Origin of the sequence: Brevibacillus laterosporus (genome assembly GCA_007833815.1) — a bacterium.
GTDB lineage: Bacteria > Bacillota > Bacilli > Brevibacillales > Brevibacillaceae > Brevibacillus_B > Brevibacillus_B laterosporus_D.
The window spans coordinates 1,043,812-1,069,151 of sequence record CP033464.1 but is presented as its reverse complement, the minus strand read 5'-3'; the positions used below and the strand labels follow the sequence as shown (position 1 = coordinate 1,069,151).

Genomic DNA, 25,340 nt, shown 5'->3' with positions numbered 1-25,340 from the left:
ACTAAGCAATTACTACCACCTCTTACTGAAATTGCAAGAGGCGGTAGTAGGAAAATTACTGAATCAAAAGATACAGTTCTTCTCCCGTTGGCAATAGAAAGGCGATTCTTCCATTGCGAATTATGACGGTTGGAGCACCCTCCATCATGATTGACCCGTCATTGACAACCATGTACTTTCCAAATTGATGTACTGACTCAATTGGAAAGGTCCCTTTTGGCATTCCCTCCACTGAAAGGTATGTGCCCGGTCTGTGCTTCTGATAACGGACTTGATGACCAATCAGCATGTCCACTGTCAAAGCATGCGTCGTGTGAGCAATTACCGTTGCCATAGCAACCCTCCTTCTCACCAACAGATTAACGGCCGTTTCATACGCTTATAAGCTCATGAAACTATCTTTACGGTATAAAAAGACAGAGGTTATTCGCAAATATTTCTTAAAAATGCTTTTGTTTTGGAAAAATGCCCTCCTCGTCCCATAACCTCGGCTCAGCTAATTCCGGGTATATCTCAGTAATTAAATCAAAAGGAGAAAAATACAAAGTGTCTACTAGGATTTTCAACCTGTATGTACGTAGAATCTGGTAAGCTCGTTCTGTCTTCCCAAAAATTCTCGGAAGTTCAAGGATACTCGTAATCTTTATAAGCTCTTCACACATGTAGACAAAACAGACTTTAGACCGCTCTTCTCCTAATACACTCTGAAAATAATGCATCGGGAAATGTCGACGACTACCATTCAAAACCTCTTGGTACACCCAAATTGCCTTTTGTTTCTCTGATAATTTCGGCAAATAGGGATAAGCATAGTCGATAATATAGTACACATCTGTTGTTTTTGCTTCGATTGGAGGCTGAATGAATTCAATAATTAAATGTAGTTTTAACTTTTTAATATCATGTAAAGAGAGTTGATTTTTGGCTTGCTCAGGTGTCCACTTCTTTACTTCCTCCACTGCATATCGTATGATTAGTTGAATTTTTTTCTTTCTAAACTGGTTATCTTCAAACTCATAGGGAGAAAAACGTTTTTGTGTTCCTTCCAAAATTTTTTTATATTTCGTGATAATTAAAGAAGGCATGCCGATACACTCCTTACTTCCGAATCGGGATTTACCTAAAATTACCACGCAAAATTAGGACAAAAATATCAAAAATGTTCTATTTTTATCAAATTATTCTATTTTTTTATTTCAGCCTGAGACGTTCTTCGAAAACGAAATTCACGTTCCTCAAATATCATGTATATTTTCTTTTTCATCTCAATTGCTACATAGTATATTCCTTGTGTGTATAAAGAAGGTTTCTCTCCCTTTTGATGCGTTATATTAATATCCCTAGCTGTCTGATTCAGCCCTGTTTTATTTAAACGATAGAGAATTTCTGCTTCTTCTCTTGCTCCTCGAATAATATTCGCTTTTTTTCTTCTAGCCTCTTCCGTTGTAGCTATTAATGAAACACGCACCTCTTTTGTTTCTGGATCGACCTTGGTCCATTGCCCAGCTGTTCGTGCTCCCTTGACGATAACATCCGCCGTTTGTTGTATTCTCATTTGTGTCAGATCAGCTTGTTGCATCAACAACACCATAGATAACAATAAACAAAGGCAGATAAGAAAAAAGAGCGAGGTAAGCAAAATACTTCCTCGCTCTTCTACTATGATTCTTTTCAAGGAGACATTAGTCATTATGCATCAGCCTCAATTTCTTGCATTTTCAATCATCATCGAATAAGATTCTTCTACCGTATAGGACTTTCCCGATCCTAGAAGAGGGAATGTAAGACTTACCCTTGCTTCCACATGATTTCCTTGTAACCAGCCACCTCTTACTATCAGTTCAATCTGCTTATGTTCGAAATAAAGAGCCTGCTCTAACTCCTTTTCGGCATACCTTTTTGCCATATAGGTAGCTAGACCATAATTAGGTTGCACACAAGCAAATCTCCCCGCCTCATATGATGCAGCTAAAGCCTTTTGTTTTTGATACATAATACTAAATTGATCACACCCATAAATAAATAAAAACCAGAGAAGAGGAAAAACCAAAACATACTCTATAATTTGACTACCTCGCTGATTTCTTACATATACAAACCATCTATGTCTATCAAACATAGGTTTTCACTAAATAGATAATGTATGCTAATAAGAGACTGATAGCGTATGGCAAAGGTAACGCTGATTTTCCTACCTCTGGTAACCATAAATCACCATGAGCAAGCCACACACCTGCACTGCTCTTCAAATGATGATAGGTCAAGCTAATACGTGAGGGATAAACCAATAGAAAGCAAATACTTACCACTAGTGAACAACAAAAAATCCAATAAGTAGTAGATGGAGATGTATAGCTACCTACCAGCATGAGCAATTTTTGATCGCCCATTCCCATACCCTTTACTAGTACAGGTAACAGTGTTAGTAAAAATCCCGTCCCTACACCTACTATCATCTGCCCTATTTCTCCAATCGCTCCTCTTAGTAGACCGGCTATACATAATGTTACACCAACAAGCCAATTAGGGACTCTCCGGTACCGCCCATCATAATAAGCAGCTGTAGCCAATACTGGAATAAGTACTAAGCTCATTTACTTATTTTCTCTTGCAATTCTTTTAATTTCTGGTCTTCTGTTGTACGTAGTTCTACCAGGGTAGGGATGAGGAATATTAAAATTACCGCTACAATGATGACCATCTCTACGATTGTTACAGCATCTTCTTCTTTCCAAAAACGCTTAGCATAATGCACTATATCATTCATATTTCCAGCCCCCTTCTCATACTTTTACTTTCACAAAAGATAGAGAGCCCCCGCAAATATATTTTTGAATAAGGAATTTTTTTACAGCTGATTTTGTATGCCTATAAAAGATGGTCCTAATACCAGAAACATCAGGGGGACCCCCATAAGCAGAATTACTAGGGGTAGCAATCTGACACTCATTCGATTTACTTCATCTGTCATCTGGTCCTCTTCTTTTCGCAATTGTTCTTCAATATGCATACGCAATAAATGGGCAATGCTAGTTCCTTTGGTCAGCGCCTCTTGTATGTCTGTCACAATTGATAAAAAAGAGTCCAAATCCCAACGTAGAGCTAACTCCTCCAAGGCCTTTCGCCAATTTCCATAACGCTTTTGCTCAACTTCTAAACAAGCAATTTCTTGTCCAAGTCGTTTGGGGTACCTGCTTGCAGCCTTATTCATTGCCGAATGCACAGGCATACCTGCTTCGACAAGAGCTAACACAATACTAAAAAAAATAGGGATTTGTGTTTCCATCTCCTTTTTCGCACGTTTGTCATACCAGTTGATAATAAGGTTAGGAGAAAAATATAACAAAAGGGAGGTGATTAGCCCGATTTTATGAAAAATATCTATCTCCCCATCTCGCAGATACTGACAGCCTAGAAGTATCACTGCCCCTCCCAAAAATAAGGCCCCCATCGCTTTTAAGACGAACCATTCCTCTACTTTTGTCTTCCAACGCAAGCGATGAAGCTGCCTTTCCATACGTAACAAATCAAATCCCAATCTCTTTGCCAAAGCTTCCATACGTGCAGGTTCCGTCACCCAATATATGATATGTTGGCCGCTCGAAAACAAGCTTATCCCATTCTTCTCTCTCTGTTTTTCTAAAATAATTCTAGTAGATAAATTCTTTTTTTCACCCAAATCAACTACATATAAAAAAGGAAAGGCTATCATGATTAACACAATCCCCATCCATATACTTGCTAAAAGGGCCATCGTCTCCCTCCTCTCCCTTACCCTTCTTGTCTTCCTACTGACATGGCTAGATAACGAATAAATTCTCCCCCAGCAATGATTAATAAAAAGCACGCCAGCGTTGCAAAGCGACCACTCAGGCTCTCCGTTAATGGTGTAAAGTGATTAGGATTATTCACATATAAGATTCCAACAAAGAAGAAAGGCATCGCACTTAGCAAATTGACTTGAGCTAAAACTTGAGACAAAGCTGATACCTGTCTTCTTTTCGATTGTTTTCTACGAATTACAGAGGAAACAGCAATATCTAGTGTTTGAGCCATATCGCCACCTAATTCTCGTTGTACCTGTATAATCGTCGCTACATATTCAATATCTGTTGACCCAGTTTTTATATACAACCATTTCATTGCATCCTCTAATACAATTTGACCACGTAACTTTTCGACAACCATTTCATATTCCTGTGCAATACTTTTGTCAATTAATCTGCTGGTAGCCACTTGTTCAAAAGCATGAATATAGGAAGGATTCGTACGCATGGAGCTAGCAATAATTCGAAGTGCCTTCTGATTCCCTTCTTCAAAACGCTCTCTTTTTTTATTTCGCCAAACTGCCAACCAACGATGTACAACTAAAAACCCAAAAAACCAAAAAGGTAAAGAAAGCCACCAAGAATCTAAAACATATAAACTTAGTACATAAAAAGATAAGCCCGTAATAAAGCAATAGAATACATATCTTCTAATACCGATGTCTAAACGCGCTTGTTTCAGTCTCTCTTCCATACGGATTTTCCAATGTTTTCGATTTTGATGCATTTCTGTAATAATCATATGAGTTGATCTATTTTCAGTTTTTAGACTCAAAAAGTCGGCAGGTAGCATTATTCTCAACAGGAGCCCACCTGAGAGTAAAGCTACACAACGAGCCATCCACTCATTTAACATTGCCCCCTCCTCCTTTGTTACACTTTAATGGGCTCCGTAAAGAACATCTCATTTATCTCCTCTTCTCTTATTCCTTTCGCTTTCCAACGCCTTATCAAGCTTTCTGGTCTATGTCCTGTCCATCTATATTGACCGACAACCTTACCTTCTTTCACTCCTAGTGGTTCATAGACGTAAATATCCTGAAGATATACTCGATTAGGTATCACCTGCTTGACCGACAACATGCTTCTAATTTTATCTTCATCTGATTCTCCAGTTCCTATGACCTCTGTAATGGAGACAACCTTCCTGCTACCATCTTCTTCAAAACGTTTAACTTGCACGATCAGATCAAGAGCCGAACCAACCATCAAATTTCTTTCTAGGGAGCTATAGGATTCTTCTGCCTTCCCAAACAAAATGGGTAAAGTAGAATCAATCAAAGCCCGTGGAGAATTAGCATGAGCGGTGCTCCAGCTACCTGGGTGGTCTGTATTCATCGCCCAAACGATGTCGATAATCTCTCCTCCACGAGTCTCTCCTACAATGATGACATCTGGGCGTTTGCGCAAAGAAAGCCTGACACAATCACGTATGGAAAAACCTCCTTTTCCCTCATGATTAGCTGGCTTTGTTAAAAATCGACGAACAAAAGGATGCTGTAACTTTAATTCCAAGACATCTTCAATTGTAATAACACTAATATGTGGAGAGATAAATTGGGAAATAAGATTAAGAAGGTGAGTCTTTCCTGAGCCGGTACCCCCACTCACCATTCCAGAAGCCCTTGCTATTCCCACGGCATACTCCAAAAAAGACAGCATAGGTTTACAGATTGAACCATACTGCAAATAATCTTTTTGAGATAGAAGATCACGGTGCTTTCGAATAGTAAGCATATGTCCATCTGGTGAAATAGAGCGATGGGTAGCCGTAAGCCTTGACCCATCGGGAAGTTGTGTATGTAATTCAGCTTTGGATTCATTAAATTCCCGACCCATAGTAGCTGCGATTTGCTCTATTAAGCGCAACAACTGCTCCTCATCAAAGAAATATTTCTCAGGCAAACGTTCCAGTCTTCCTATACTTTTGCGCTCTACTACTACATCACTAAATTTTTGTACAATCACCTCTGTAATGTCTTGATCTTCAAGTAACTCATCCAGATGTCCCCACCCAATTAATTCGTGTAAAATCCGGTGCACCTCAACTTCCAGCTGATGGGTTGGCAGTGGTGCTTGCCGTTCTACCAATCGTCTTAAATCCTCCCTCACTTCCTCTATCAAGATAGGGGAACCTTTCTCTTCCCACAATCGTTTTCCATAAGACTCAACAATTTGTCCTTTTACATGAGTCTCCTCTTCTCGGGATAAAAACCGTTCCTTTTCTACGTACTTACTGGTACTCTCCTGAACAACATGGCCTACCTTACTATGTAGGTTTGAAAAATCATGAGCCTGACGCTTTAAATCAGATATTCCTAATCGCTTTTGTACCTCTGTTCCTAATAGCGTTTTTCGCGAAAAACTCATCATAGACCCCCTTTGCCAAACCAATTAAATAAACTTGTCTTTTTCCTTTTTTGTGTAGGGTAATCATCAGGTTGGTCTTCTTTTTGTGAAGGGGGAATAAGCACTTGTCCCAATTTTTCAATGGCAAGTTTGGCTTGAGACCTAGACGAGGTTAGCATGAGTGGAATTCCTGTATTAATCGATTTTTTCACTTCATCATCATCAGGAACTGTTAGTAATGTCTTACTTGGATGTAGTTGAAAATATGCTTTCATTTCTTCTAATGAAAACATCTCACGCTTCTGCAAACGATTCATGCAGATTTGAATTTTTTGTTCTGGGTACTCAGCTTCACGCAATAATTTTAAGACACGCTGAATATTTTCAATTGCATCTACCACTGGACTCCCTACCATCACCACTCGTTCAGCAAAAAATAATGCTTGAATAGTTGCGTCCGTAGTATCTGGCGCCGTATCAATTAAAACCACATTGTATACGCTTTGTTTGATCGTCTCTAGAATGACGTACAAATGATAATCCTTAATGTCAAAACTTTGCCGTATGTCTCTTGGTGAAGTAAGTACATGTAGACCCGATTCAGGGTGTACTACGATATAACGTTCAATTTCTTCTGGACGAAGTGGCATTGAAGCCGCATACTCCTGCCATTCCTCATGACTAATGAAGTCAGGATCTCGTCCATCTCTCTGCACTACTTGAATTAATCTCTCTTGTATTTCCTGAACCCACGTAAAAAGATTCGGAGTACGAGGCAAATTTAGTGAAGTAGCAAATGTACCCAAATCCAAGTTAAAATCAATGGCGAGCACCTTATTCTTTTCTCCTTCTAAAGGCTGAAGTGAGTAATAGATCGCTAATTCCCGTGATAAAAATGTTTTACCTACCCCTCCCTTTGGTCCATACACAGTAATGAGATGTTGGTGATGTGCTTGGGTCAAACCAGGAACCGATAGATTGGGGGATGTGTTTTCAGAAGCTTGCGTGAAATGTTCCTTGGGTGTATTCATCCGTTGAAAATTCATAGGGGGTAATAATCCTGAAGAGGAAATTTGCTTAGCAACCATCTCAATCATAGAAGAGGAAACTGGCTTTTGTAATACGAATGTACCCAGATTTCTTAAAAAAGGTTCCCATTGCATATCATGTAAATCACAGGCAACCAAACAAGTAATAGTAGGAAAGTAAAATCGGATTTGATGGCATAATAAACCAAGCTCCATTTCTTGAAAAGCTCCTACCAATACTATATCTGGTTGTTCTGTCTGCAATGAGTAGAATATCTCTTTATAATCTGCTATCACTCCACATACTTTCACATAGTTACTCTCTACTAGTTGCCCTGCTAGCTCCTTTATGCATTGCTGATCCGCATCGACAAGTAACATTCGCTTCGACCGAACATGCATTTATCTTCCTCCTTCTTCTTCCGTATCCATCCATCTTTTCTTGGTTTTCATCAGTGCTGCCGCAAATTGAGTGTCTCCTACTCCTGCCGTTTGATCCTTGTTATACCCTGCTTTTCCTAAATGTAACTTGCCATAATGCAAAGCATGGGTGAGCAATCTCGCTTCGTGAAGTTTTAAAGAAATCGTCACTGCCCTCAGGTTTGAACCATCTCCATCCATGCCGCGTTGCACACCAACAACGGGCATTGCCTTTAATAAAAGTCCAGTATGTGCCCCCTCTGCATTCTCAAAAGAGGCATACAAATGAACACGCTCCCCTTCCTGTAACTGTGCTGATATACCAGTGATGTTATCAACGGGAATCGTCACTGCTGTCTGATTAGGCTCTTTATTTTGAATCTGAATTTCTTCTGTGCTTGTTGTTGGAATATCCCCTATTAGCAAAGGGACACCTGCCTTTACATGCCGAATCACTGGCATACCAATTATATTTCTTACCTCTTTCCAAGGGATTAAGCCGGGTACCCCTACCGAGCTACTAAAAAACCGATTTCCCATTTCTAAAGTTCCCTTTTCAATATGATCAAGCGAAAGGGGAGCCCCGATTTCTAGCTCGCTCTGCTCTTTCACCTTGATGTAATAAAATATCTCAGGTCGCACTGCCTGGTAACTTAGGAAACCGCATGTAATTGCCAGCAATGTTATAACAAGCAAACGAATGTAACTGATACGAAAGCCTCTCATTACATCTCCCCCCTTCTTTCATACCATCTGATAGAGGAAGCATACTCTTGCTTTTTAGGACAAAAAAAGCCATGGAGACATATTGGTACCCCTAAACCGACACAAAAAGTCCTCATTTTTACGAAAGGGGACTTCTCAACACTCTGAGATCTTTTGCTTAGATTTTTTTGAAGATAATTAAACCAAAAGATGACTAAGCTACCCAATAGCTCTGTTGCTAGACCTTCCTTATATTTGGATTGTAAAGCATCACACAAAAATAATTAATTTTAATTATATAAATTTTATGAATATTATTATTTTAATTTTATTTGAAATTTTACCTTAATTTAACTTGAAATATTTAGAAAATAATAATATTCTATACAGAGTTTATTCAAAACATTTCCAAAAGGAGTGCTCTCAATGAAAAAAATCATCTCTTCTCTTATTGTTGCAGTAATGTTAACAAGTGGTGTTACAGGAGCTTATGCATTACCTAATCAAGTTATAGAAGCTAAACAGGTAGTAGTAAATGAAGATTTTGAAACTATTACATTTGAAAAAGATGAAGTCGTAACAACTATTACTCTTAATAAGCAAACCCAGACATATAATATTACTGTAATAGATAAAGAAACAGAGGAGGCACTACTTGAACTAAAAGATAGCTCTGCTGACGAGGTAATGTCCCAATTACAAAAAGAGAGTAATGGAAGACAAAAAAGAGCTGTTTTTCTTATCCCATTAGCTTGGGGAGCCGCTGAAATCGCTGCATTTGTAGCTGGTGGTGTTGCTGCTGTTACAGCTGGCCTTTATGTAGGGGAAGAGTTGGATAAACAAAGGAAAAAAGATAGGGATTTTTATTTAAGTACAAAGCAAGAAATCGAAGATGCTGCTGATGACATCCCTAAAAAATTGAAAAAGAAAGATGACAAATACTCTGTAGATTTAGGGAAATTTACTGATAAAGTAAAAAATAAAGGCTGGCTAAAAGATCCTAAAACAGGCTGGTTTCTTGAAAAAACTAAGGGAACTGGGGGAGATAAAGTCGGACATAAAGGTGATGTGTGGAAACTGAATGATAGCGATGGAAATAGAATTGCTTCTTTGACGAAAGAAGGGAAAATTGTTGGAAAGTAAGGTTTTTGTGACGTTTCAAGAATACATTTCACATTATTGTATTGATATCAATTATCTTAAGAAGGGTTGCGATCTACCTCAGCATTGGGATAATGATAATCTATTTATTGATAAGTGGAGTGAGTTCGATAAGCAATATTCCCAAAAAATGTATAGGCTTGACCGCTTTCCTACATTAATTCAAGATTGGGAAAAGCATCGTCAATTAGTGGTTTTTTTTGACAAACGTAAGGAACCGGAAGAGCAATGTGACTATTTAGAAATTGAACGTAAATTTTTACGTGTTATCAAAAACTTATGGACTTGCTCTCGTATTTTCGTTGAAAGTAGTATTCACTACGACAATATTTTCCCTAAATGGGCGAATCAAAACAAAGTGAAGGAACTGCAAAAGAAATTCAATGCTAATAACATTGAAATAATTGAAGGAGTTGAATGGGAAGAACTTGAATTTTTACTAATATTAAATTTTCGTAATTATATTTCAACTTGTCTTTCCTTTGTAGATTTGAATCTCATTATTTGGCCTGGTGACTTCGCTTGCCCTACATATTTGAGAGATGAAGCTAATAGGGAACTACTAGAAAAAATTTGCAATGTTGAAGGGTTATATCTCTACCCTTTGACATCATAAAATTGAATCGCTCTGGCATAATGTCGGGCGGTTTTTCTATGCATACAATTGTAACACTCTACCTGTTAAAAATCCTTAAGTTAAAAGGATGATTTATTGATGAAAAAGCCACAGGAACATACCCCATGGCTTTAGAAAAAACTCTTACATATCCCGTTAGCTTGGGGAGCTGCTGATGCAATCCCTAAAAAACTAAAAAAGAAAAATGACGATTACTCTGTAGATTTAGATAAATTTACTGATAAAGTAAAAGGAAAAACAAGTACATATAAAGATCAAAAAACAGGCTGGACTATTGAAAAAACTAGGGGAACTGGTGGCGATAAAGACGGACATAAAGGAGATGTATGGAAATTGAATAATGACAAGGGTAAGAGAATTGCTTCTTTATCGAAAGAGGGGAAAATTGTTGGAAAGTAAGAGTTTTGTAACGTTCCAAGACTACATTTCACATTATACCATTGACATGGATTATCTAAAACAGGGTTGTGATCGACCTGAACATTGGGATAAGGATATTCTATTTGTTGATAAGTGGGATGAGTTTGATAAGCAATATACCAATAAAATGTATAGAATCAACCGTTTTCCTACATTAATTCAAAATTGGGATAAGTATAATCAAGCAGAGATTTTCTATGAGAAGGACAGGGAAATTAAAGAGCAACGAGACTATTTAGATATTGAACGCAAATTTTTAAATGTTTTTAGAAATTTATGGACTTGCTCTCGCACTTTCGTGGAAAGTAGCATTTCATATGACAACATATTCCCCGAAAATATTGATCAGAACAAACTCAAAGAACTACAAGAGAAATTCCATGGAACAATCATTGAAGTTTCTGAATTGGAAGATCTTGAATTCTTACTCAAATTGAATCTTCGTGATTATATTTCAACTTGCCTTTACTTTGTAGATTTGAATCTCATTATATGGCCTGGTGACTTCGCTTGCCCTACATATTTGAGAGATGAAGCTAATAGGGAACTACTAGAAAAAATTTGTAATGTTGAAGGAGTATATCTCTGCCCTTTGACATCATAAAATTGAACCGCTCTGGCTTACTGTGTACTGCACCCCAATTGTTAGACACACCAAACAATTGGAGGTGCAGTTTTTCTATACATATTGATAAAAAAGCCACAGGAACATACCCCATGGCTTTAGAAAAAACTCTTACACATTCCGCTCATAAATCAATCGTAAGCCCTTCATCGTCAAATGCTGATCGACCACATCGATGCAATCTGTCTCCTTCGTAATAAGCGGAGCAAGACCACCTGTTGCAACTACCGTTGGCTGACTATTGCACTCCTGCTTCATTCTCCTAACAATGCCCTCTACTTGTCCGATAAAACCGTAAAAAATACCCGATTGCATGGAGGCTATTGTGTTTCTTCCAATCACAGTAGCAGGCTTGGCAATCTCAATACGTGGTAGCTTAGCGGCACGCGTAAAGAGCGCCTCTGTTGATATACCGATACCTGGAGCGATTGCGCCTCCCCAGTACTGGTTCTTGTCATCTACATAACAGAAGGTAGTAGCCGTACCGAAGTCAACAAGTAACAAAGGCGCTCCATACTCATGAATCGCTGCAACAGCGTTGACAATCCGATCGGCTCCCACTTCCCTGGGATATTCTGCTTTTATATTCAGTCCAGTTTTAATACCTGGTCCAATCAATAACGGCTTCCTAGCAAAATATTTTTCACACATGCTTTCCACAGCTTTATTTAACGGTGGCACAACAGAAGAAATAATAATCCCCGTCACGTCTTCTAGAGTGAGCTGTACGCTTTGAAATAAGTTGAGTAAAAGCATACCATACTCGTCTTCCGTCTTATTACGGTCACTCGCAATACGCCAGTGATAGACTAGCCGTTCTCCTTGATACATCCCGAGCACAATATTGGTATTACCTATATCCATTACGAGTAGCATGGGTAGTTCCTCTTTTCTCTATCTTTTCCGTTGATTTAAATCTAAGCTAATATCTAAAGAAGTAACGGAATGTGTGAGTCCACCCACCGAAATCACATCCACGCCAGTTTCGGCAATAGCGCTCACCGTCTCCAATGTAACACCACCAGATGCTTCAATGATTGCCTTCCCTTGAATGATTTGAACTGCTTCTCTCATCATTTCGCATGACATATTATCCAGCATGATAATATCCGCTCCTGCTGACAATGCTTCATGTACTTGCTCTAGTGATTCAGCTTCTACTTCTATTTTCATTGTGTGAGGAATGGCTTCACGCGCCTTCATCACTGCTTCTTTTATCCCACCTGCACCTTTACTATGATTGTCCTTGATCATCACAGCATCATACAGGGCAAATCGGTGGTTATGTCCGCCACCCACTCGCACTGCGTATTTTTCTAATAATCGTAGGCCCGGTGTTGTTTTACGTGTATCCACCACTCTCGCCTTTGTATGTTTAATCTCATTCACAAAGAGCTGGGTACGTGTAGCAATCCCTGAAAGACGCTGCAACAAATTAAGTGCTAACCGCTCACCCACTAAAATTGCTTGTACCGAGCCAGCTACTTCGGCAATAACGTCTCCTTTTTTTACCTGACTACCCTCTGACACCCGTCTCTGAAAGTCCAACTCATGATCCACAGTATGAAAAACCTGCTCGGCAATATCCAAGCCAGCGATAATACCTGATTCCTTGGCATACAAGATTCCCAATCCCTTTTCATCGGCTGAAATTGTTGTCATTGTTGTGATATCACCATGGCCAACATCTTCAAATAACCATTCTTCTATTTTCCGCTTTAATTCCCGTTTATTCCATAACATATAGTGTTTCACTCTCCTCTTGTAGCCCTGAGTTGATACTTTGCGTAATATGCTTGTGCCATTTTTCTTCATTTAGCTCTGGATAATCGACACGATAATGGCCTCCACGGCTTTCTGTTCGTGCCAACGCTGCTCTTGTGGTAAGGATGGCTGTTGTAAGCAGATTTTTCAGTTCAAAGGCTTCACGTTTTATCGTATGAGTTGATAAAATCGCCTGCATGCTCTCAAGCTCTTGCAACGCTTCTTGCAATCCTTTTGCCTCACGCTTCACGCCAACTTTACGCAACAAGATTTTTTGTAATTGCAAACGCATTTTTTTCAAGTTAAAAGATTTACCGGTATAAAGCGATGATTCACTGAGCGAAACCGATTGCATAACTGGTGGTAAACTTCGTAAACGCTCTACGATGCGATGACCAAAGACAATTGCTTCTGACAACGAATTACTAGCTAAACGATTAGCACCATGTACACCGGTACAAGAAGCTTCTCCGCATGCAAATAGCCTCGGTACATTTGTCTCGCCATGTAAATCAGTCTTTACGCCGCCCATCATATAGTGGCAAGCAGGTGCAACTGGTATCCAGTCGGCTACCATATCCAACCCATACGCCAAACAGAATTCGTAGATGGTTGGGAATCGATGTTTAATCAGCTCTTCAGACTCATGCGTAATATCGAGATAAACAAAGGTAGACTTCGTTTTCTCCATCTCAGATACGATTGCTCGTGCCACAATATCTCTCGGAGCCAATTCTTGTTGCGGATGATACTTGTCCATAAAGCGCTCACCAAAAGAATTGCGCAGATAAGCCCCTTCTCCTCGAACAGCCTCCGAGATTAAAAAACGAGGAGCGTCTGGGTAGCATAGCGCTGTAGGATGGAATTGAATGAATTCCATATCCTTTACTTCTGCCCCAGCCCGATATGCCATTGCTACTCCGTCCCCCGTTGCAATCTCAGGATTGGTGGTGTAGCGGTATAGCTGACCCGCGCCCCCTGTGGCCAAAATAGTTGCATGAGAGCGAATGACAAACATTTCTCCATCCGGTTTAAGGGCTAATACTCCCACACATTCTCCTTGTTGTGTGAGAATATCTATGGCGAAATGCTCTTCTAATAGTGTAATGTTCGCTGTTTCTGCTGCCTTTTTAGCTAATGCTCGGACAATCTCAGCCCCGGTAGCGTCTCCCTGCGCATGCAAAATACGCCGTTCGCTATGTGCACCTTCTCGGGTTAATTCATATTCTCCATTGCTATCCTTATCAAATTGAGTCCCGTAGGATATTAGTTCTTGTAAACGCTGAGGACCTTCATGCACCAGTACATCTACTGCTTCATAGGTACAAATTCCGGCTCCTGCCAGCATGGTATCTTGTCGGTGTAATGCGGGAGAATCATTCTGAGCGGTAACCGCTGCAATGCCCCCTTGAGCCCAGCGAGTGTTGCTATCCTGCAAACCCTTTTTACTGATAAGTACTACCTTTGCTCTTTTGCTCGCCTCTAACGCTGTATACAAGCCTGCGATTCCACAACCAACTACAATCACATCTGTATACATGTTTTGTAAATGATCGGTCTGGTAGTTCAGTACATGTCTCGGGAACATCACACATAACCCTCTCCCTGATTCTCTACTTTTTTTCCTCATCATTATAGCAAAAGCCTATCAGGAGAAGAAGCCGATAATCGTAGTAGAAAAAGGTTGAGCTGTATTCAGACGAGAGAAAGACGAAAAAACGGCAAAAACCCAAAGGTTTCTGCCGCTTCTCTGTCCAATCTATCCAATTCCCATCAACAAATATTCATCAGCTCATTCAAAAGGGGCTCGATAGCTAAAAATGAAACTTTATTTACGTAATTCTAGTGCTTCATTTGTAAGTTCAAGCTTGCCATTTTTCAGTGTCCATGTTGTTTTTGCCAAACCTAAGCGATCAGCATGGTATGCACCAGAAATGCTTTGTACAGCTTGAAGCTCTAATACACCATTCTTATCTACATCAACCGGAGTCAATACGGATAGACCATCAGCCCATCCAGCCGTCTCTTGTAATAGTTTGCCGTTGTTATCATATATTTTTGATTCTACATACTCTTTTTTGTTTTTACTTACATCCAGAGTTTCCTTTTTACCAGTAGCTTTATTCGAAATTTCTACCTTAAAGTCAGCTTTAAATGCCACATCATATTCTACACCTTTGTTCAACAGCTCTTGATCAGCTAAAGGAACAATTTTGTTATCAGAGAACGTCAGCAAGCTAAAAGTAGATAGACCACCACTACCACCTGTTGGTGCGCTTACCAAAATGTCTTTATGCTTATCAGTATTAAATGAACCAATGTACAGCGTAGCGTCATCAAAACCAGCGTTTTCTTTTCCTACTGTACCCATGGTTAGAGCTTTCGTTTTACCATCCTTCACAGCCACCGTTAGCTCCGTAACAAAGTGGTCCTTTTCACCCTCTTGCTTATGACCGATCAAAATTATTTCGTCGCGTACTCCATCACCGTTTACATCAGCATATTTAGAATCAATAATGTAGTTATTTTCTTTTGTCGTAAGCGCTGCTTCTGTAAATTTCTCGCCTGGTACATAGTTAGGTGCGATTGAGAAATTGTCATGGTCAAAAGCTGTTACTTCTGTTTTTTCTAGCTTCAATTGACCTTGTTCAATTTTCCACGTTGTTGTTGCGATAGCAATGCTGTCAGCATGGTAGCTACCCCAAATTTTTTGTGTTCCTACCAAAGCAAGACCACCATCTGCTTGTTCTACTACTTCTAAAGAGCCTAATCCATCCTGTGCGCCCTCAACTGCTTTTAACAGTTTTCCTTTTGCATCATAAATTCCGTTTTTGATATATTCAGCTTTATTTTCACTGATATCCACCGTTGTTTTTTCTTTCGTAGCTTTGTTTGTAATTTCCGCTTTGAATCCATCTTTAAACTGAATGTCGAAGTCAACACCTGCATTCAGTTTCTCTTGGTCAACCATTGCGGCACCTTTTCCATCTTTAAAGGATAACAAGCTATATGTAGAAGTGCCACCGCTTCCGCCATCTTCCATTTTAACCAATATATCCTGAGTACCATCTTTATCGAAATCGCCTACTGTTAGCTTTGGTTCATAACCGCTATTCTGTTTTCCAACCGATGCTTGTGTGAATTTCATTGTTTTACCATCTTGCAAAACAACCATGATATCACTCATGAAAATATCTTCTTTCTTTTCTTTCGTACCAATCAATGTTACTCCATCTGCAACACCATCGCCTGTCACATCAGCTTGCGTGTAATCAATTACGTAGCTGTTTGGCTTTACTTGCAAATCCTTGAGGGAGAAAGGGGCTCCTACTTCAAAGGCTTGCAAAGCTTTTTGTGTATCCAAAGCGAATACTGGTACATTCGCTACTGCTCCAACTCCTGCAAATACTCCGCCACAAAGTGCTACGCTTGTTACTACTTTTACTAATGTTTTCATGTATCATGACCTCCATCATTTAAGTTAATAGGATAATTTCCTTTGTTATTGTTAGTAGTTGTTTTCTTGTTGTCTTAATCATACACTCCAAAAAATGCTAAGTAGTTACAAAAGGTTTACAGTTTATTTTCTTCTTAAAAATCAGGTATTTATAAATGAGACGTACTTTTGTTAACATTCGTTACATCCCACAGCATCAGTATCCCCTCCTAATATAAACCAATATTTGGATGATGAATCTCTTCTACAGTCAAAAAGGGCAAAATAAAAAGCACCTGATAAGGTAGGTGCCTTCTCACATAAATGATATTGAATGACTATAAGCTAATTACATTCTTTACAGGTTCCGTATACTTCAAACTTATGGCCTGTTACCACAAATTCCTCAGAAATCTCGGGAATTACAGCCATCGGGCAGTTCGGCAAAGATTTCGTCTTACCGCATACTGTACAAATAACATGGTGATGATGTCCATGTGTAGAGCATGAGAGCCTAAACTTCCCTTCTCCGTCTAATTCTGTCTCTTCCAAAATTCCTAGTTTTACGAAGGTAGAAATATTCCGGTAGACTGTATCAAAGCTTAAACTCGGATAATTATCCTTCATCCGACCCATGATATCTCGCGCGGACAAATATCGTTTCTCCTCAGCACAAATGCGCAACATCTCTTCACGTTTACCCGTATATTTAAATCCTTTGTCTTTTAACAACTGGAGCGCTTGTTCCAAATTCAACTGCAATCCCCTCCTTCACTTAACGTAAGATTGCCCGTAAGCGTTTGAGACCCAACACAATCATTAAAATGAAGACGGCTACCAACACGATAGTACCACCTGAAGCCCAATTGAGCATATACGCAAAGTATAAACCTGCTAAAACAGAGATTTCGGCAAACAGAATCGAGTAGAAAATAGCCTGTCGAAAGCTCTTAGCAATTTGCAAGCTGGCTGCTACCGGAATGGTAATCAACGCAGAAATCAACAAGACACCAACGATTCGCATGGATGCGGCAATTGTTAGAGCCACTAGAACCATGAACCACAAATTAATACTGCGTCGAGCTACACCTGATACACGCGCAAATTCTTCATCAAATGAAACTGCGAATAATTCTTTATATAAGAGGATAACCGTTCCTAGAACTACAGTAGCTACCCCAATTAAGGCGTATAAATCCTCAATGGTTACGGTCACGATCTTCCCGAACAAGTAAGAGTATAAATCTTGGTTGAATCCGTCGGCAATACTGACTAAGACTGTAAATAACCCGAGACCAGTAGACAAAATGATCGGTATCGCCAAGTCCTGATATGAACGATATACCTTACGTAATCGCTCAATAAAAAGTGACCCAATCACTGAGAATAACATTCCAAAAAATAAAGGATTAATTGCGCTAAAGAAAGCTACCTTTTTCGATAAAAGCATCCCTGCTGCTACTCCCGAAAGCGTCACATGGGAAAGTCCATCCGCCATCATAGACAAGCGGCGAACAATTAAGAACGTCCCCAAGATCGGGCAAACCAATCCGATCAGCAGTCCTGAAAACAAGGTATATCGTAAAAACTCATAATTCCACCAATCGGCTAGCATTCTTTCTTGTCCTTCTTTCTTCCGCCAGGTGGCAGATTAATGATGATGGGTTAAAAGCCGAACGCTTTCTCCATACATCGATTGAAAAATTTGCTCCTGATTATGTTCAAACTCTTCTGCTGTGCCATGAAAGTGTAAACGACGTTGCAGACAAGCTACTTTATTTACCCATTCAATCATGACTCCGACATCATGGCTCACGATCATCATCGTCATTCCTGTATCCTCTTTGAGCGAGCGCAGGAGCTGATAAAATTGCTCAATGGATTCCTGATCTACCCCTACAGTTGGCTCATCTAGTATCAATAGCTCTGGCTCCGCTACCAAAGCACGAGCTATAAACACTCGTTGTAGCTGCCCACCGGAAAGATTGCTAATGCGTTCATTCTCCTTAGCAGACAAACCAACACGCTTAATAACATCAGACACCTGCTGATGGTGAACAGAAGACAAACGACGAAATATACCTACTTTGCCAACGAGACCTGACGCCACTACCTCACGTACAGTCGCCGGAAACCCGCTTGCTCCATGGGCTGCTTGTTGAGCAACATAGCCAATCTTCGTCCAGTCTTTAAATTTTTGCATCGGCTGACCAAAAAGTTTGATTTCTCCTTTTGTAGGTAAAATCAAACCCAAAATTAATTTCATTAGCGTTGATTTACCCGAACCATTCGGACCAACAATCCCTACAAAATCGCCCTTTTCCATCGAAAAATCTATATCTTCCAGCACCGTTTTTCCATCTTCATAACGAAAAGAGACGGATTTCAGAGAAACTACGCTCGTATGATTTTTTGCACTGTGCATATAATCAACTTCCTAACTGTGGCATAATCGTAATAATTCTTATTTAATATTATCATGGTACTATGAAATGGGCAGGGACTCAAGGCTTTCACTCGTCTCTTTGTCTCTTTAATCTCCCATCCTTGTGAAGTAGCTTTTCGTTTTCTATAATAAAGAAAGGAAGAGGTGATCACTTTGGCTTATGAAGATCAAACGGAAAAAGACGTATGTGAGATAGAATGTGTCGAAGTCGAGAAAGTGAATCAATTAAAACCGAGAATAACAGAGGCAGATGGAGTAGCCCCTTTGTTCAAGGCCTTAGCTGATGATACACGCTCCAAAATTATTTATGCCCTCTCCCTTGAAGATGAGCTCTGCGTATGTGATGTTGCAGCCGTTATCGGTATTAGCATGGCGACCGCTTCTCATCATCTCCGACTACTACGGAATATGGGCTTGGCTAAATATCGTAAAGTAGGGAAAATGGTGTACTACTCTTTGGATGACGATCATGTTCGGATGTTGATAAACGCAGGAGTTGAACATGCGAATGAACACAAATAATTGTATAGTAGAAGGAAACCGCCGCCCCAACCAAGGAGCGGCGATTTTTTTCAAACGTTATTTTAGGGCCTGACGCAATACTTCCAGGTTATCACGCATAATGGAAATGTAGTCTTTGCCTGCTGTTTGTTCTTCTGTCGTTAATCCTTCTAAAGGATTTAATACCGCTGTTTGTGCTTTCGTTTCACGTGCGATTACTTCCGCTACTTTTGGAGAGGCCAATGTTTCGAACATTACATATTTAATATTTTTTTGTTTTACCTTCTCCACTAAGTTCTTTAGCTCAGCAGGTGATGGCTCGTTATCAGGAGAAACACCAGAAATCGCAATCTGCTCAAGTCCATAACGAGAAGCTAGATACGTAAATGCCTTATGAGAGACTAGAATCTCCTTCTTAGATGATTGACCTACCATTGTTTTAAAATCCTGATCCAGTTTTTTCAAATCATCTACTAGCACTTTATAATTTTGCTCAAACTGTTCCTTGTGTGCTTGATCTGCCTTAACAAACGCATCCTTCACCTGAGCGGCTTGCTTCTCTAGCATCGTAGGATCAAGCCATACATGCGGGTCAAACTCCCCGTGATCGTGGTCGTGTCCGGCTGATTCGCCTTCATGACCAGTTTCTCCTTCATGATGGTGGTCATCTTCGTCTTCGTCTGAGGTTAGAAGGGTAAGTCCTTCCGTAGTATTTACGGCAAGTAAGTTCTCCTGATTCAGACTCTTCACAGCTTTCTCTACCCATGCCTCCAAACCGCCACCATTATAAATAAGCACATTTGCCTTAGAAATGGCCACCATATCCTGAGCAGTCGGTTCATAATCATGCGGCTCAACGCCAGCAGGTACAACATTCTTAATAGAAACGTACTCCCCACCAATTCGGTCTGCTACATAATACAATGGATATATAGTTGTATAAACAGAGAGCTTTCCACTCTCTTGTACTGGACTTGCTATATTAGTATTTCCACACCCACTTACAAATAAAGCCATACTTGCTATACCTAAAATAACTCCCCAACTTTTCACGAACCGTAACATATAGTCCTCCTCCAAGCGTTTCTCTGTCTGTATTTGTGTTATTATATCCTTGCTACTTTATATAATTCGTAATCATTCCTATTTGCCTCTCTCATTATACTTATATGCGGGCGGTTTGTAAACAAGAATCATTACGATTTAATAACATCATCTACAGCCCTGCGAATGGCTTATGTTATAATCAAAGGAAAATAAGGGGGTAATTTACGTGAAAACGGCAAAACTACTGTCCATCTCACTCCTTGGTATCGCATTACTCACGGGATGCGCCAATGGCAGTTCAACAGGAACACAGCAAACTCCAACCTCTCAAGCTACAACCCAAGAACAGGCAACTGAAGCGCCCCATACGGCACATGCACCTAATGGCGATTTACAGGAATTAACCACCTCTATCTCCACTCTTCCGACTTTTCTAGATACGGTCCATCCAAACATTAAAGATGTATACCGCATTGCTGCGGATCACAATGACTTACTTCAATCAATTCCCTGCTACTGTGGCTGTGGAGAATCTGCTGGACATCAACATAACGGAAACTGTTTTATAAAAGAAGTGAAGGAAGATGGTTCTGTTACATGGGACGATCACGGTACACGTTGCAAGGCATGTATGGATATCGCCGTCATCTCTGCTAAAATGATGCAAGAAGGTAAAACAAAACTAGAAATTCGTACACATATCGACGAGAATTTTAGCAAGGGCTATGCCGACCCAACTCCTACGCCTATGCCTACTGCTTAATCACACAAATATGATAATCGTACCTATCAGGTGAAAATTGAAACAATACTTCCCAATAGTTCAAAAAAGTCTACGCTCATCCGGCGCAGACTTTTCTTTATCTTTACGTATATCATTTATTTATCGATTTGAATCAACCTGGGGCTACTTCTAGCATGCGTTCTAACGAAGCCCGTGCTGCATTTGCCACATGTTCTGGCACATAGATTTGCGGTTTTAAGGTCTCTAACGCTTCTACACACTTTTTCAATGTATTTACTTTCATATTTGGACAGACCAAATACTTGGAAGCATAATAAAAATGTTTATTTGGACTATCCTTTTCTAACATATAACGTGTTCCATCTTCTGTACCAATTATAAATTCTTTTTTGCTAGATTCTTTACAGAACTTCAGTATTCCAGTAGTGGAACCTACATAGTCAGCCAATGCAACAACTTCTGGACGACATTCGGGGTGCACTACCACTAGCGCTTCTGGGTATTCTGCCTTCATCAGCATGATATCCTGCACAGATAACTGATCATGTGTGTTACAGTACCCTTCCCAAATAATCATTTTTTTGCTTGTGAATTGTGACACATAATGCCCCAGATTTTTGTCAGGAACCCAAATAATCTCGTCACTATCTACTGACTCGATTACCCTCTGAGCATTGGAGGATGTACAGCAGATATGCGTTTCTGCCTTTACATCTGCTGAGGTGTTGATGTAAGCTACCACTTTTGCATTGGGGTGTTGAGCTTTTACTTTGCGCAAACCTTCTACGTTAACCATATCTGCCATCGGGCAACCAGCTCGTTCATCAGGAATGATAACCGTTTTGTTTGGATTGAGAATTTTTGCACTTTCACCCATAAAATGAACGCCACAAAATAAAATAACATCTGCTTCTGTTTCTTTTGCCTTTTGTGCTAGTCCAAAGGAATCCCCAATAAAATCAGCTACTTCCTGAATCTCTGGACGTTGGTAAAAATGAGCTAAAATAATAGCATTACGTTCTTTTTTTAGCTGTAACAATCGCTCTCTTAATTCGGCATTGCGTTGCTCTTTCTTTTGTAGAGCTAAAGCTTCCATACCCTTAACCCCCTGCTAGGTGATGTAAACGATTTCGGCGCTATTGTACTGTCTCAAACGACTATTTGTCAATTAGCAAGGGGTAGGCCAACTGTAAAACGCTTACTTATTAGGTAGCATATATTCCCGAATAAAGCATGCCACTCCATCTTCACAATGGTGTTTCGCCATATATTTCGCAAGTTTTTTAACTTCATCCTCGGCATTTTCCATTACAACTGGATGCCCGACATGTGACAAGATCTCAAAATCATTCATTGCATCCCCGAATGCAGCAATTTCCGATGCAGGTATGCTCCATTTGTCCATAAAGGTTTGCAATCCGACCCATTTACTTAACCCAAGCGGAATCACTTCCATATTAAATGGTCCAGAACTAGTTAGACTCACCTTTCCAACAAACTCTGTCGTCTGTTCGCGTAGCCACTCCAACACGCTTGTATCCTTATGCCAGAAGAACATCTTGCTAATCACAAATTCTCCAGAAGCAATTTTGCCTAAAAGCTCATCTTTAGGCAGAAACTTTGCTAATTCGTTATAAGAAAATTGACGGTTAGCAAATTCACGTTTTGTATGCTCTAAGGTAATTCCCTCTGTTACGAAAGGCTCTGAGAAGAGCATCTCTCTAATGCGCTCTTTATCTTCCTCTACCATCCAACGATTACTGTTTTGATCGTGCACCTCATAATAAACGTCTTGCAGTCTTCCTTTTTCTACAAGAGCAATAATAACTTCTTTCGGTAATTCAGCATATTTTAATAAAGTGCCATCCTCAGTAAACAAAGCAGCTCCATTACTACACACATAACCATCAAAAGGATAGTAGTCTGATGCGATACGGGCAGAAACAAATGGTCTCCCTGTAGATAGAAGAAGCTTTACCCCTTGCTGTTGTAATTCTTCGCATGCTTTCCATGTTTCTCGGGACATTTTTGCTTCTCCATTTAACAATGTTCCATCCATATCAAACGCTACGATTTTACAATTTGCTACACTCATGCTGATCCCCCCACTGTTGTGATAGACAAAATCTAATCGAGAAAAAAATAAGAGCACCATCCGGCGCTCTTATTTCGGTTCTTGATTATCAGGATGGTCAAGTGTTTCATCCGTTTTTGTAACTTCTGGTTTTGGCTCTTGCGTCAGTTTATCAATGGTTACTTGATTAACTGCTTCTTCAGGCTTGGATTGAATGTTTACTACTACATCATCTTCTCCAGGCTCTTTATCCAGCTTGCCGTTTTCAACGATCTGTTTGATCTGTTCGGCATCAAGTGTTTCCACGCGAAGCAGGGTTTGTGCAATTGCTTCTAACTGATCTCCATATTGAATCAACAAGTCTTTACAACGTTGATATTGTTCATTAATGATCCGTTGCATTTCTTGGTCAATTTCGTAAGCGATTTGTTCAGAGTAATTACGCTCATGTCCAAAGTCGCGTCCCAAGAATACTTGACCTTGAGATTGACCGAATTGCATTGGCCCCAAATTACTCATACCATATTCGGTAATCATGCTACGCGCAATTGCTGTAGCACGTTGGAAGTCGTTATGAGCTCCAGTTGAGATGTCACCCAGAACCAACTCTTCCGCAACACGTCCACCAAGCAGACCCACAATTTTGTCTTCCAGATCTTTTTTTGTAGCAAAGAAGCGATCTTCTTTTGGCAACATAATAGTATAACCGCCTGCTTGCCCACGTGGGATAATGGTTACTTTGTGTACCATATCTGCACGTTTTAGATGGAAACCAACGATAGTATGACCTGCTTCGTGATAAGCTACAAGACGACGTTCGTCTTCGCTTACGACACGAGACTTCTTAGCAGGACCAGCAATGACACGATCAATCGCCTCATCTACTTCTAACATGTTGATTTGCTTCTTATTTTTACGAGCTGTAAGCAATGCTGCTTCATTTAACAGGTTCTCAAGATCAGCACCTGTAAAGCCTGGGGTACGGCGAGCAATGATATCCAAATTCAGGTCTTCGCCTAATGGTTTATTGCGTGCATGTACCTTCAGCACTGCCTCACGACCACGTACGTCAGGGCGATCTACCGTTACTTGACGGTCAAAACGTCCAGGACGCAACAAAGCTGGGTCAAGAATGTCAGGTCTATTAGTTGCTGCAATCATAATAATTCCTTCATTTGCCCCGAAACCATCCATCTCAACAAGCAATTGGTTTAGCGTTTGTTCACGTTCATCGTGACCTCCACCAAGACCAGCACCACGTTGACGACCAACGGCATCAATTTCGTCAATGAAAATGATACACGGAGCATTTTTCTTTGCATTCTCAAATAAATCACGTACACGTGATGCCCCAACCCCGACAAACATCTCAACGAAGTCAGAACCTGAAATGCTAAAGAATGGCACGCCTGCTTCACCAGCAACGGCACGTGCAAGCAATGTTTTACCTGTACCTGGAGGACCTACTAACAGTACCCCTTTAGGGATGCGGGCACCTACAGCAGCGAATTTGCGTGGGTCTTTTAAGAATTCTACGACCTCTACAAGCTCTGCTTTCTCCTCATCAGCACCAGCTACATCTTCAAATGTAACTTTTTTCTTTTCGTCGTTATATAACTTCGCCTTGCTCTTACCGAAGTTCATAACTCGACTTCCGCCACCCTGTGCCTGATTTAACAGGAAGAAGAACAAGATAAAGATGATCACGAAAGGAATGATAGAAGTTAGGAATGTTAGCCAGATACTATTACCCTCTGCTGGTTTATATTCCACTTTAGCAATCTTCTTAGCATCAATCTTATCATTGATCAGTTTAACCAGTTGTTCATCATAAATCGGTGCATTGGTATAGAATGATTCCTTACCGGTTGGGGCCTGTTTGAGCTTACCCTCTACCCGATATGTACCTCCCTCAACGCGGAGAGATGCCTCCTCAATATTGTCTTGATTGAGGTTATTACGTAGCTCCTGATAAGAAATTGGAGCCATCTTATCGGTTCCGGAGAGGACAAAATTCACAATCCCTACCGTGACAAGGAAAATCAGTAAATAAAAACCTGTATTCCGAAAAAAACGATTCATTGCTTACCTCCTCTCACGAAAAAAGACACTTCCATTATTTTAGCATAGAGTAAAACCCATTCACAACCTTGCT

General features: G+C 40.1%; 28 protein-coding genes. 6 read left to right on the top strand and 22 right to left on the bottom strand.

Annotation, left to right across the window (positions count from 1 at the left end):
* Positions 1-55: 55 nt before the first annotated feature.
* From EEL30_06300 to EEL30_06250, 11 genes are all read right to left on the bottom strand, one after another.
* A complete protein-coding gene (locus tag EEL30_06300) occupies positions 56-334 on the bottom strand; it encodes a hypothetical protein (protein QDX92011.1) in 279 nt (92 codons plus the stop codon).
* Positions 335-440: 106 nt separating this feature from the next.
* Entirely contained in the window at positions 441-1,085 is a 645-nt protein-coding gene (locus EEL30_06295; protein QDX92010.1) for a hypothetical protein, read from the bottom strand.
* A 98-nt stretch (positions 1,086-1,183) separates the two neighbouring features.
* Positions 1,184-1,690, bottom strand: a complete 507-nt coding sequence (locus EEL30_06290) for a hypothetical protein (GenBank protein ID QDX92009.1) — start codon at positions 1,688-1,690, stop codon at positions 1,184-1,186.
* Positions 1,691-1,702: 12 nt separating this feature from the next.
* Complete coding sequence (locus tag EEL30_06285) at positions 1,703-2,119, bottom strand: pilus assembly protein (protein QDX92008.1); 417 nt, start codon at positions 2,117-2,119, stop codon at positions 1,703-1,705.
* Complete coding sequence (locus tag EEL30_06280; protein QDX92007.1) at positions 2,112-2,594, bottom strand: prepilin peptidase; 483 nt, start codon at positions 2,592-2,594, stop codon at positions 2,112-2,114. The genes EEL30_06285 and EEL30_06280 overlap by 8 nt, the downstream gene beginning before the upstream one ends.
* On the bottom strand, positions 2,591-2,767 hold the full coding sequence (locus EEL30_06275) for a pilus assembly protein (GenBank protein ID QDX92006.1): 177 nt from the start codon (positions 2,765-2,767) through the stop codon (positions 2,591-2,593). The genes EEL30_06280 and EEL30_06275 overlap by 4 nt, the downstream gene beginning before the upstream one ends.
* 81 nt (positions 2,768-2,848) lie before the next feature.
* A complete protein-coding gene (locus tag EEL30_06270) occupies positions 2,849-3,754 on the bottom strand; it encodes a type II secretion system F family protein (GenBank protein ID QDX92005.1) in 906 nt (301 codons plus the stop codon).
* A 17-nt stretch (positions 3,755-3,771) separates the two neighbouring features.
* Positions 3,772-4,683, bottom strand: a complete 912-nt coding sequence (locus EEL30_06265) for a hypothetical protein (GenBank protein ID QDX92004.1) — start codon at positions 4,681-4,683, stop codon at positions 3,772-3,774.
* 17 nt (positions 4,684-4,700) lie between these two features.
* The gene (locus EEL30_06260) at positions 4,701-6,197 is read right to left on the bottom strand and encodes a CpaF family protein (GenBank protein ID QDX92003.1); all 1,497 of its coding nucleotides are present in this window, start codon (positions 6,195-6,197) and stop codon (positions 4,701-4,703) included.
* Positions 6,197-7,606, bottom strand: a complete 1,410-nt coding sequence (locus EEL30_06255; GenBank protein ID QDX92002.1) for a response regulator — start codon at positions 7,604-7,606, stop codon at positions 6,197-6,199. Before EEL30_06255 ends, EEL30_06260 begins: the two co-directional genes overlap by 1 nt.
* Positions 7,607-8,350 carry a hypothetical protein gene (locus EEL30_06250; protein QDX92001.1) on the bottom strand — a complete coding sequence of 248 codons (744 nt, stop codon included), beginning with the start codon at positions 8,348-8,350 and terminating at the stop codon, positions 7,607-7,609.
* A 405-nt stretch (positions 8,351-8,755) separates the two neighbouring features.
* Here EEL30_06250 and EEL30_06245 point away from each other — a divergent pair, with 405 nt between their 5' ends.
* From EEL30_06245 to EEL30_06230, 4 genes are all read left to right on the top strand, one after another.
* Positions 8,756-9,472 carry a glucuronyl hydrolase gene (locus EEL30_06245; protein ID QDX92000.1) on the top strand — a complete coding sequence of 239 codons (717 nt, stop codon included), beginning with the start codon at positions 8,756-8,758 and terminating at the stop codon, positions 9,470-9,472.
* Entirely contained in the window at positions 9,462-10,106 is a 645-nt protein-coding gene (locus tag EEL30_06240) for a hypothetical protein (GenBank protein QDX91999.1), read from the top strand. The genes EEL30_06245 and EEL30_06240 overlap by 11 nt, the downstream gene beginning before the upstream one ends.
* Positions 10,107-10,286: 180 nt before the next feature.
* Positions 10,287-10,526, top strand: coding sequence for a hypothetical protein (locus tag EEL30_06235; protein QDX95688.1), 240 nt, complete (start codon positions 10,287-10,289; stop codon positions 10,524-10,526).
* The gene (locus EEL30_06230; protein QDX95687.1) at positions 10,516-11,151 is read left to right on the top strand and encodes a hypothetical protein; all 636 of its coding nucleotides are present in this window, start codon (positions 10,516-10,518) and stop codon (positions 11,149-11,151) included. Before EEL30_06235 ends, EEL30_06230 begins: the two co-directional genes overlap by 11 nt.
* A 132-nt stretch (positions 11,152-11,283) precedes the next feature.
* Here the strand turns inward: EEL30_06230 and EEL30_06225 are convergent, their stop codons facing one another.
* The 7 genes from EEL30_06225 to EEL30_06195 form a co-directional block, all read right to left on the bottom strand.
* Positions 11,284-12,048 (bottom strand): type III pantothenate kinase, encoded by a 765-nt coding sequence (locus EEL30_06225; protein QDX91998.1) that lies wholly within the window; start codon positions 12,046-12,048, stop codon positions 11,284-11,286.
* Positions 12,049-12,066: 18 nt separating this feature from the next.
* On the bottom strand, positions 12,067-12,915 hold the full coding sequence (nadC, locus tag EEL30_06220) for a carboxylating nicotinate-nucleotide diphosphorylase (GenBank protein QDX91997.1): 849 nt from the start codon (positions 12,913-12,915) through the stop codon (positions 12,067-12,069).
* Positions 12,902-14,524 carry an L-aspartate oxidase gene (nadB, locus tag EEL30_06215; protein QDX95686.1) on the bottom strand — a complete coding sequence of 541 codons (1,623 nt, stop codon included), beginning with the start codon at positions 14,522-14,524 and terminating at the stop codon, positions 12,902-12,904. The genes nadC and nadB overlap by 14 nt, the downstream gene beginning before the upstream one ends.
* 240 nt (positions 14,525-14,764) lie before the next feature.
* Positions 14,765-16,393, bottom strand: a complete 1,629-nt coding sequence (locus tag EEL30_06210) for a hypothetical protein (GenBank protein ID QDX91996.1) — start codon at positions 16,391-16,393, stop codon at positions 14,765-14,767.
* Between the two features lie 324 nt (positions 16,394-16,717).
* Positions 16,718-17,128 (bottom strand): transcriptional repressor, encoded by a 411-nt coding sequence (locus EEL30_06205; protein ID QDX91995.1) that lies wholly within the window; start codon positions 17,126-17,128, stop codon positions 16,718-16,720.
* A 19-nt stretch (positions 17,129-17,147) separates the two neighbouring features.
* Positions 17,148-17,987, bottom strand: a complete 840-nt coding sequence (locus EEL30_06200) for a metal ABC transporter permease (protein QDX91994.1) — start codon at positions 17,985-17,987, stop codon at positions 17,148-17,150.
* A gap of 36 nt (positions 17,988-18,023) precedes the next feature.
* The gene (locus EEL30_06195) at positions 18,024-18,797 is read right to left on the bottom strand and encodes a metal ABC transporter ATP-binding protein (protein QDX91993.1); all 774 of its coding nucleotides are present in this window, start codon (positions 18,795-18,797) and stop codon (positions 18,024-18,026) included.
* Positions 18,798-18,971: 174 nt separating this feature from the next.
* On the opposite strand from EEL30_06195, the gene EEL30_06190 reads away from it, so the two are divergent.
* Positions 18,972-19,340, top strand: a complete 369-nt coding sequence (locus EEL30_06190; protein ID QDX91992.1) for an ArsR family transcriptional regulator — start codon at positions 18,972-18,974, stop codon at positions 19,338-19,340.
* Between the two features lie 57 nt (positions 19,341-19,397).
* On the opposite strand, the gene EEL30_06185 is transcribed toward EEL30_06190, so the two are convergent.
* Complete coding sequence (locus tag EEL30_06185) at positions 19,398-20,384, bottom strand: zinc ABC transporter substrate-binding protein (GenBank protein ID QDX91991.1); 987 nt, start codon at positions 20,382-20,384, stop codon at positions 19,398-19,400.
* A 208-nt stretch (positions 20,385-20,592) separates the two neighbouring features.
* Here EEL30_06185 and EEL30_06180 point away from each other — a divergent pair, with 208 nt between their 5' ends.
* Entirely contained in the window at positions 20,593-21,129 is a 537-nt protein-coding gene (locus EEL30_06180) for a hypothetical protein (GenBank protein ID QDX91990.1), read from the top strand.
* A 133-nt stretch (positions 21,130-21,262) separates the two neighbouring features.
* Here the strand turns inward: EEL30_06180 and nadA are convergent, their stop codons facing one another.
* From nadA to EEL30_06165, 3 genes are all read right to left on the bottom strand, one after another.
* Positions 21,263-22,207 carry a quinolinate synthase NadA gene (gene nadA, locus EEL30_06175; protein QDX91989.1) on the bottom strand — a complete coding sequence of 315 codons (945 nt, stop codon included), beginning with the start codon at positions 22,205-22,207 and terminating at the stop codon, positions 21,263-21,265.
* A 102-nt stretch (positions 22,208-22,309) separates the two neighbouring features.
* Entirely contained in the window at positions 22,310-23,206 is an 897-nt protein-coding gene (locus tag EEL30_06170; GenBank protein QDX91988.1) for an HAD family hydrolase, read from the bottom strand.
* Between the two features lie 69 nt (positions 23,207-23,275).
* Positions 23,276-25,267, bottom strand: a complete 1,992-nt coding sequence (locus tag EEL30_06165) for an ATP-dependent metallopeptidase FtsH/Yme1/Tma family protein (GenBank protein ID QDX91987.1) — start codon at positions 25,265-25,267, stop codon at positions 23,276-23,278.
* Between the last annotated feature and the right edge of the window lie 73 nt (positions 25,268-25,340).

Bases quoted from the DNA above. Each gene is read 5' to 3' on its own strand.
- EEL30_06245 (QDX92000.1), top strand. From the start codon at position 8,756: ATGAAAAAAATCATCTCTTCTCTTATTGTTGCAGTAATGTTAACAAGT.
- EEL30_06170 (QDX91988.1), bottom strand. From the start codon at position 23,206: ATGAGTGTAGCAAATTGTAAAATCGTAGCGTTTGATATGGATGGAACA.
- EEL30_06260 (QDX92003.1), bottom strand. From the start codon at position 6,197: ATGAGTTTTTCGCGAAAAACGCTATTAGGAACAGAGGTACAAAAGCGA.
- EEL30_06270 (QDX92005.1), bottom strand. From the start codon at position 3,754: ATGGCCCTTTTAGCAAGTATATGGATGGGGATTGTGTTAATCATGATA.
- EEL30_06285 (QDX92008.1), bottom strand. From the start codon at position 2,119: ATGTTTGATAGACATAGATGGTTTGTATATGTAAGAAATCAGCGAGGT.
- EEL30_06255 (QDX92002.1), bottom strand. From the start codon at position 7,606: ATGCATGTTCGGTCGAAGCGAATGTTACTTGTCGATGCGGATCAGCAA.
- EEL30_06265 (QDX92004.1), bottom strand. From the start codon at position 4,683: ATGTTAAATGAGTGGATGGCTCGTTGTGTAGCTTTACTCTCAGGTGGG.
- EEL30_06210 (QDX91996.1), bottom strand. From the start codon at position 16,393: ATGAAAACATTAGTAAAAGTAGTAACAAGCGTAGCACTTTGTGGCGGA.
- EEL30_06300 (QDX92011.1), bottom strand. From the start codon at position 334: ATGGCAACGGTAATTGCTCACACGACGCATGCTTTGACAGTGGACATG.
- EEL30_06275 (QDX92006.1), bottom strand. From the start codon at position 2,767: ATGAATGATATAGTGCATTATGCTAAGCGTTTTTGGAAAGAAGAAGAT.
- EEL30_06290 (QDX92009.1), bottom strand. From the start codon at position 1,690: ATGACTAATGTCTCCTTGAAAAGAATCATAGTAGAAGAGCGAGGAAGT.
- nadB (QDX95686.1), bottom strand. From the start codon at position 14,524: ATGTTCCCGAGACATGTACTGAACTACCAGACCGATCATTTACAAAAC.
- EEL30_06165 (QDX91987.1), bottom strand. From the start codon at position 25,267: ATGAATCGTTTTTTTCGGAATACAGGTTTTTATTTACTGATTTTCCTT.
- EEL30_06295 (QDX92010.1), bottom strand. From the start codon at position 1,085: ATGCCTTCTTTAATTATCACGAAATATAAAAAAATTTTGGAAGGAACA.
- EEL30_06225 (QDX91998.1), bottom strand. From the start codon at position 12,048: ATGCTACTCGTAATGGATATAGGTAATACCAATATTGTGCTCGGGATG.
- nadC (QDX91997.1), bottom strand. From the start codon at position 12,915: ATGTTATGGAATAAACGGGAATTAAAGCGGAAAATAGAAGAATGGTTA.
- nadA (QDX91989.1), bottom strand. From the start codon at position 22,207: ATGGAAGCTTTAGCTCTACAAAAGAAAGAGCAACGCAATGCCGAATTA.
- EEL30_06280 (QDX92007.1), bottom strand. From the start codon at position 2,594: ATGAGCTTAGTACTTATTCCAGTATTGGCTACAGCTGCTTATTATGAT.
- EEL30_06195 (QDX91993.1), bottom strand. From the start codon at position 18,797: ATGCACAGTGCAAAAAATCATACGAGCGTAGTTTCTCTGAAATCCGTC.
- EEL30_06185 (QDX91991.1), bottom strand. From the start codon at position 20,384: ATGTTACGGTTCGTGAAAAGTTGGGGAGTTATTTTAGGTATAGCAAGT.
- EEL30_06250 (QDX92001.1), bottom strand. From the start codon at position 8,350: ATGAGAGGCTTTCGTATCAGTTACATTCGTTTGCTTGTTATAACATTG.
- EEL30_06200 (QDX91994.1), bottom strand. From the start codon at position 17,987: ATGCTAGCCGATTGGTGGAATTATGAGTTTTTACGATATACCTTGTTT.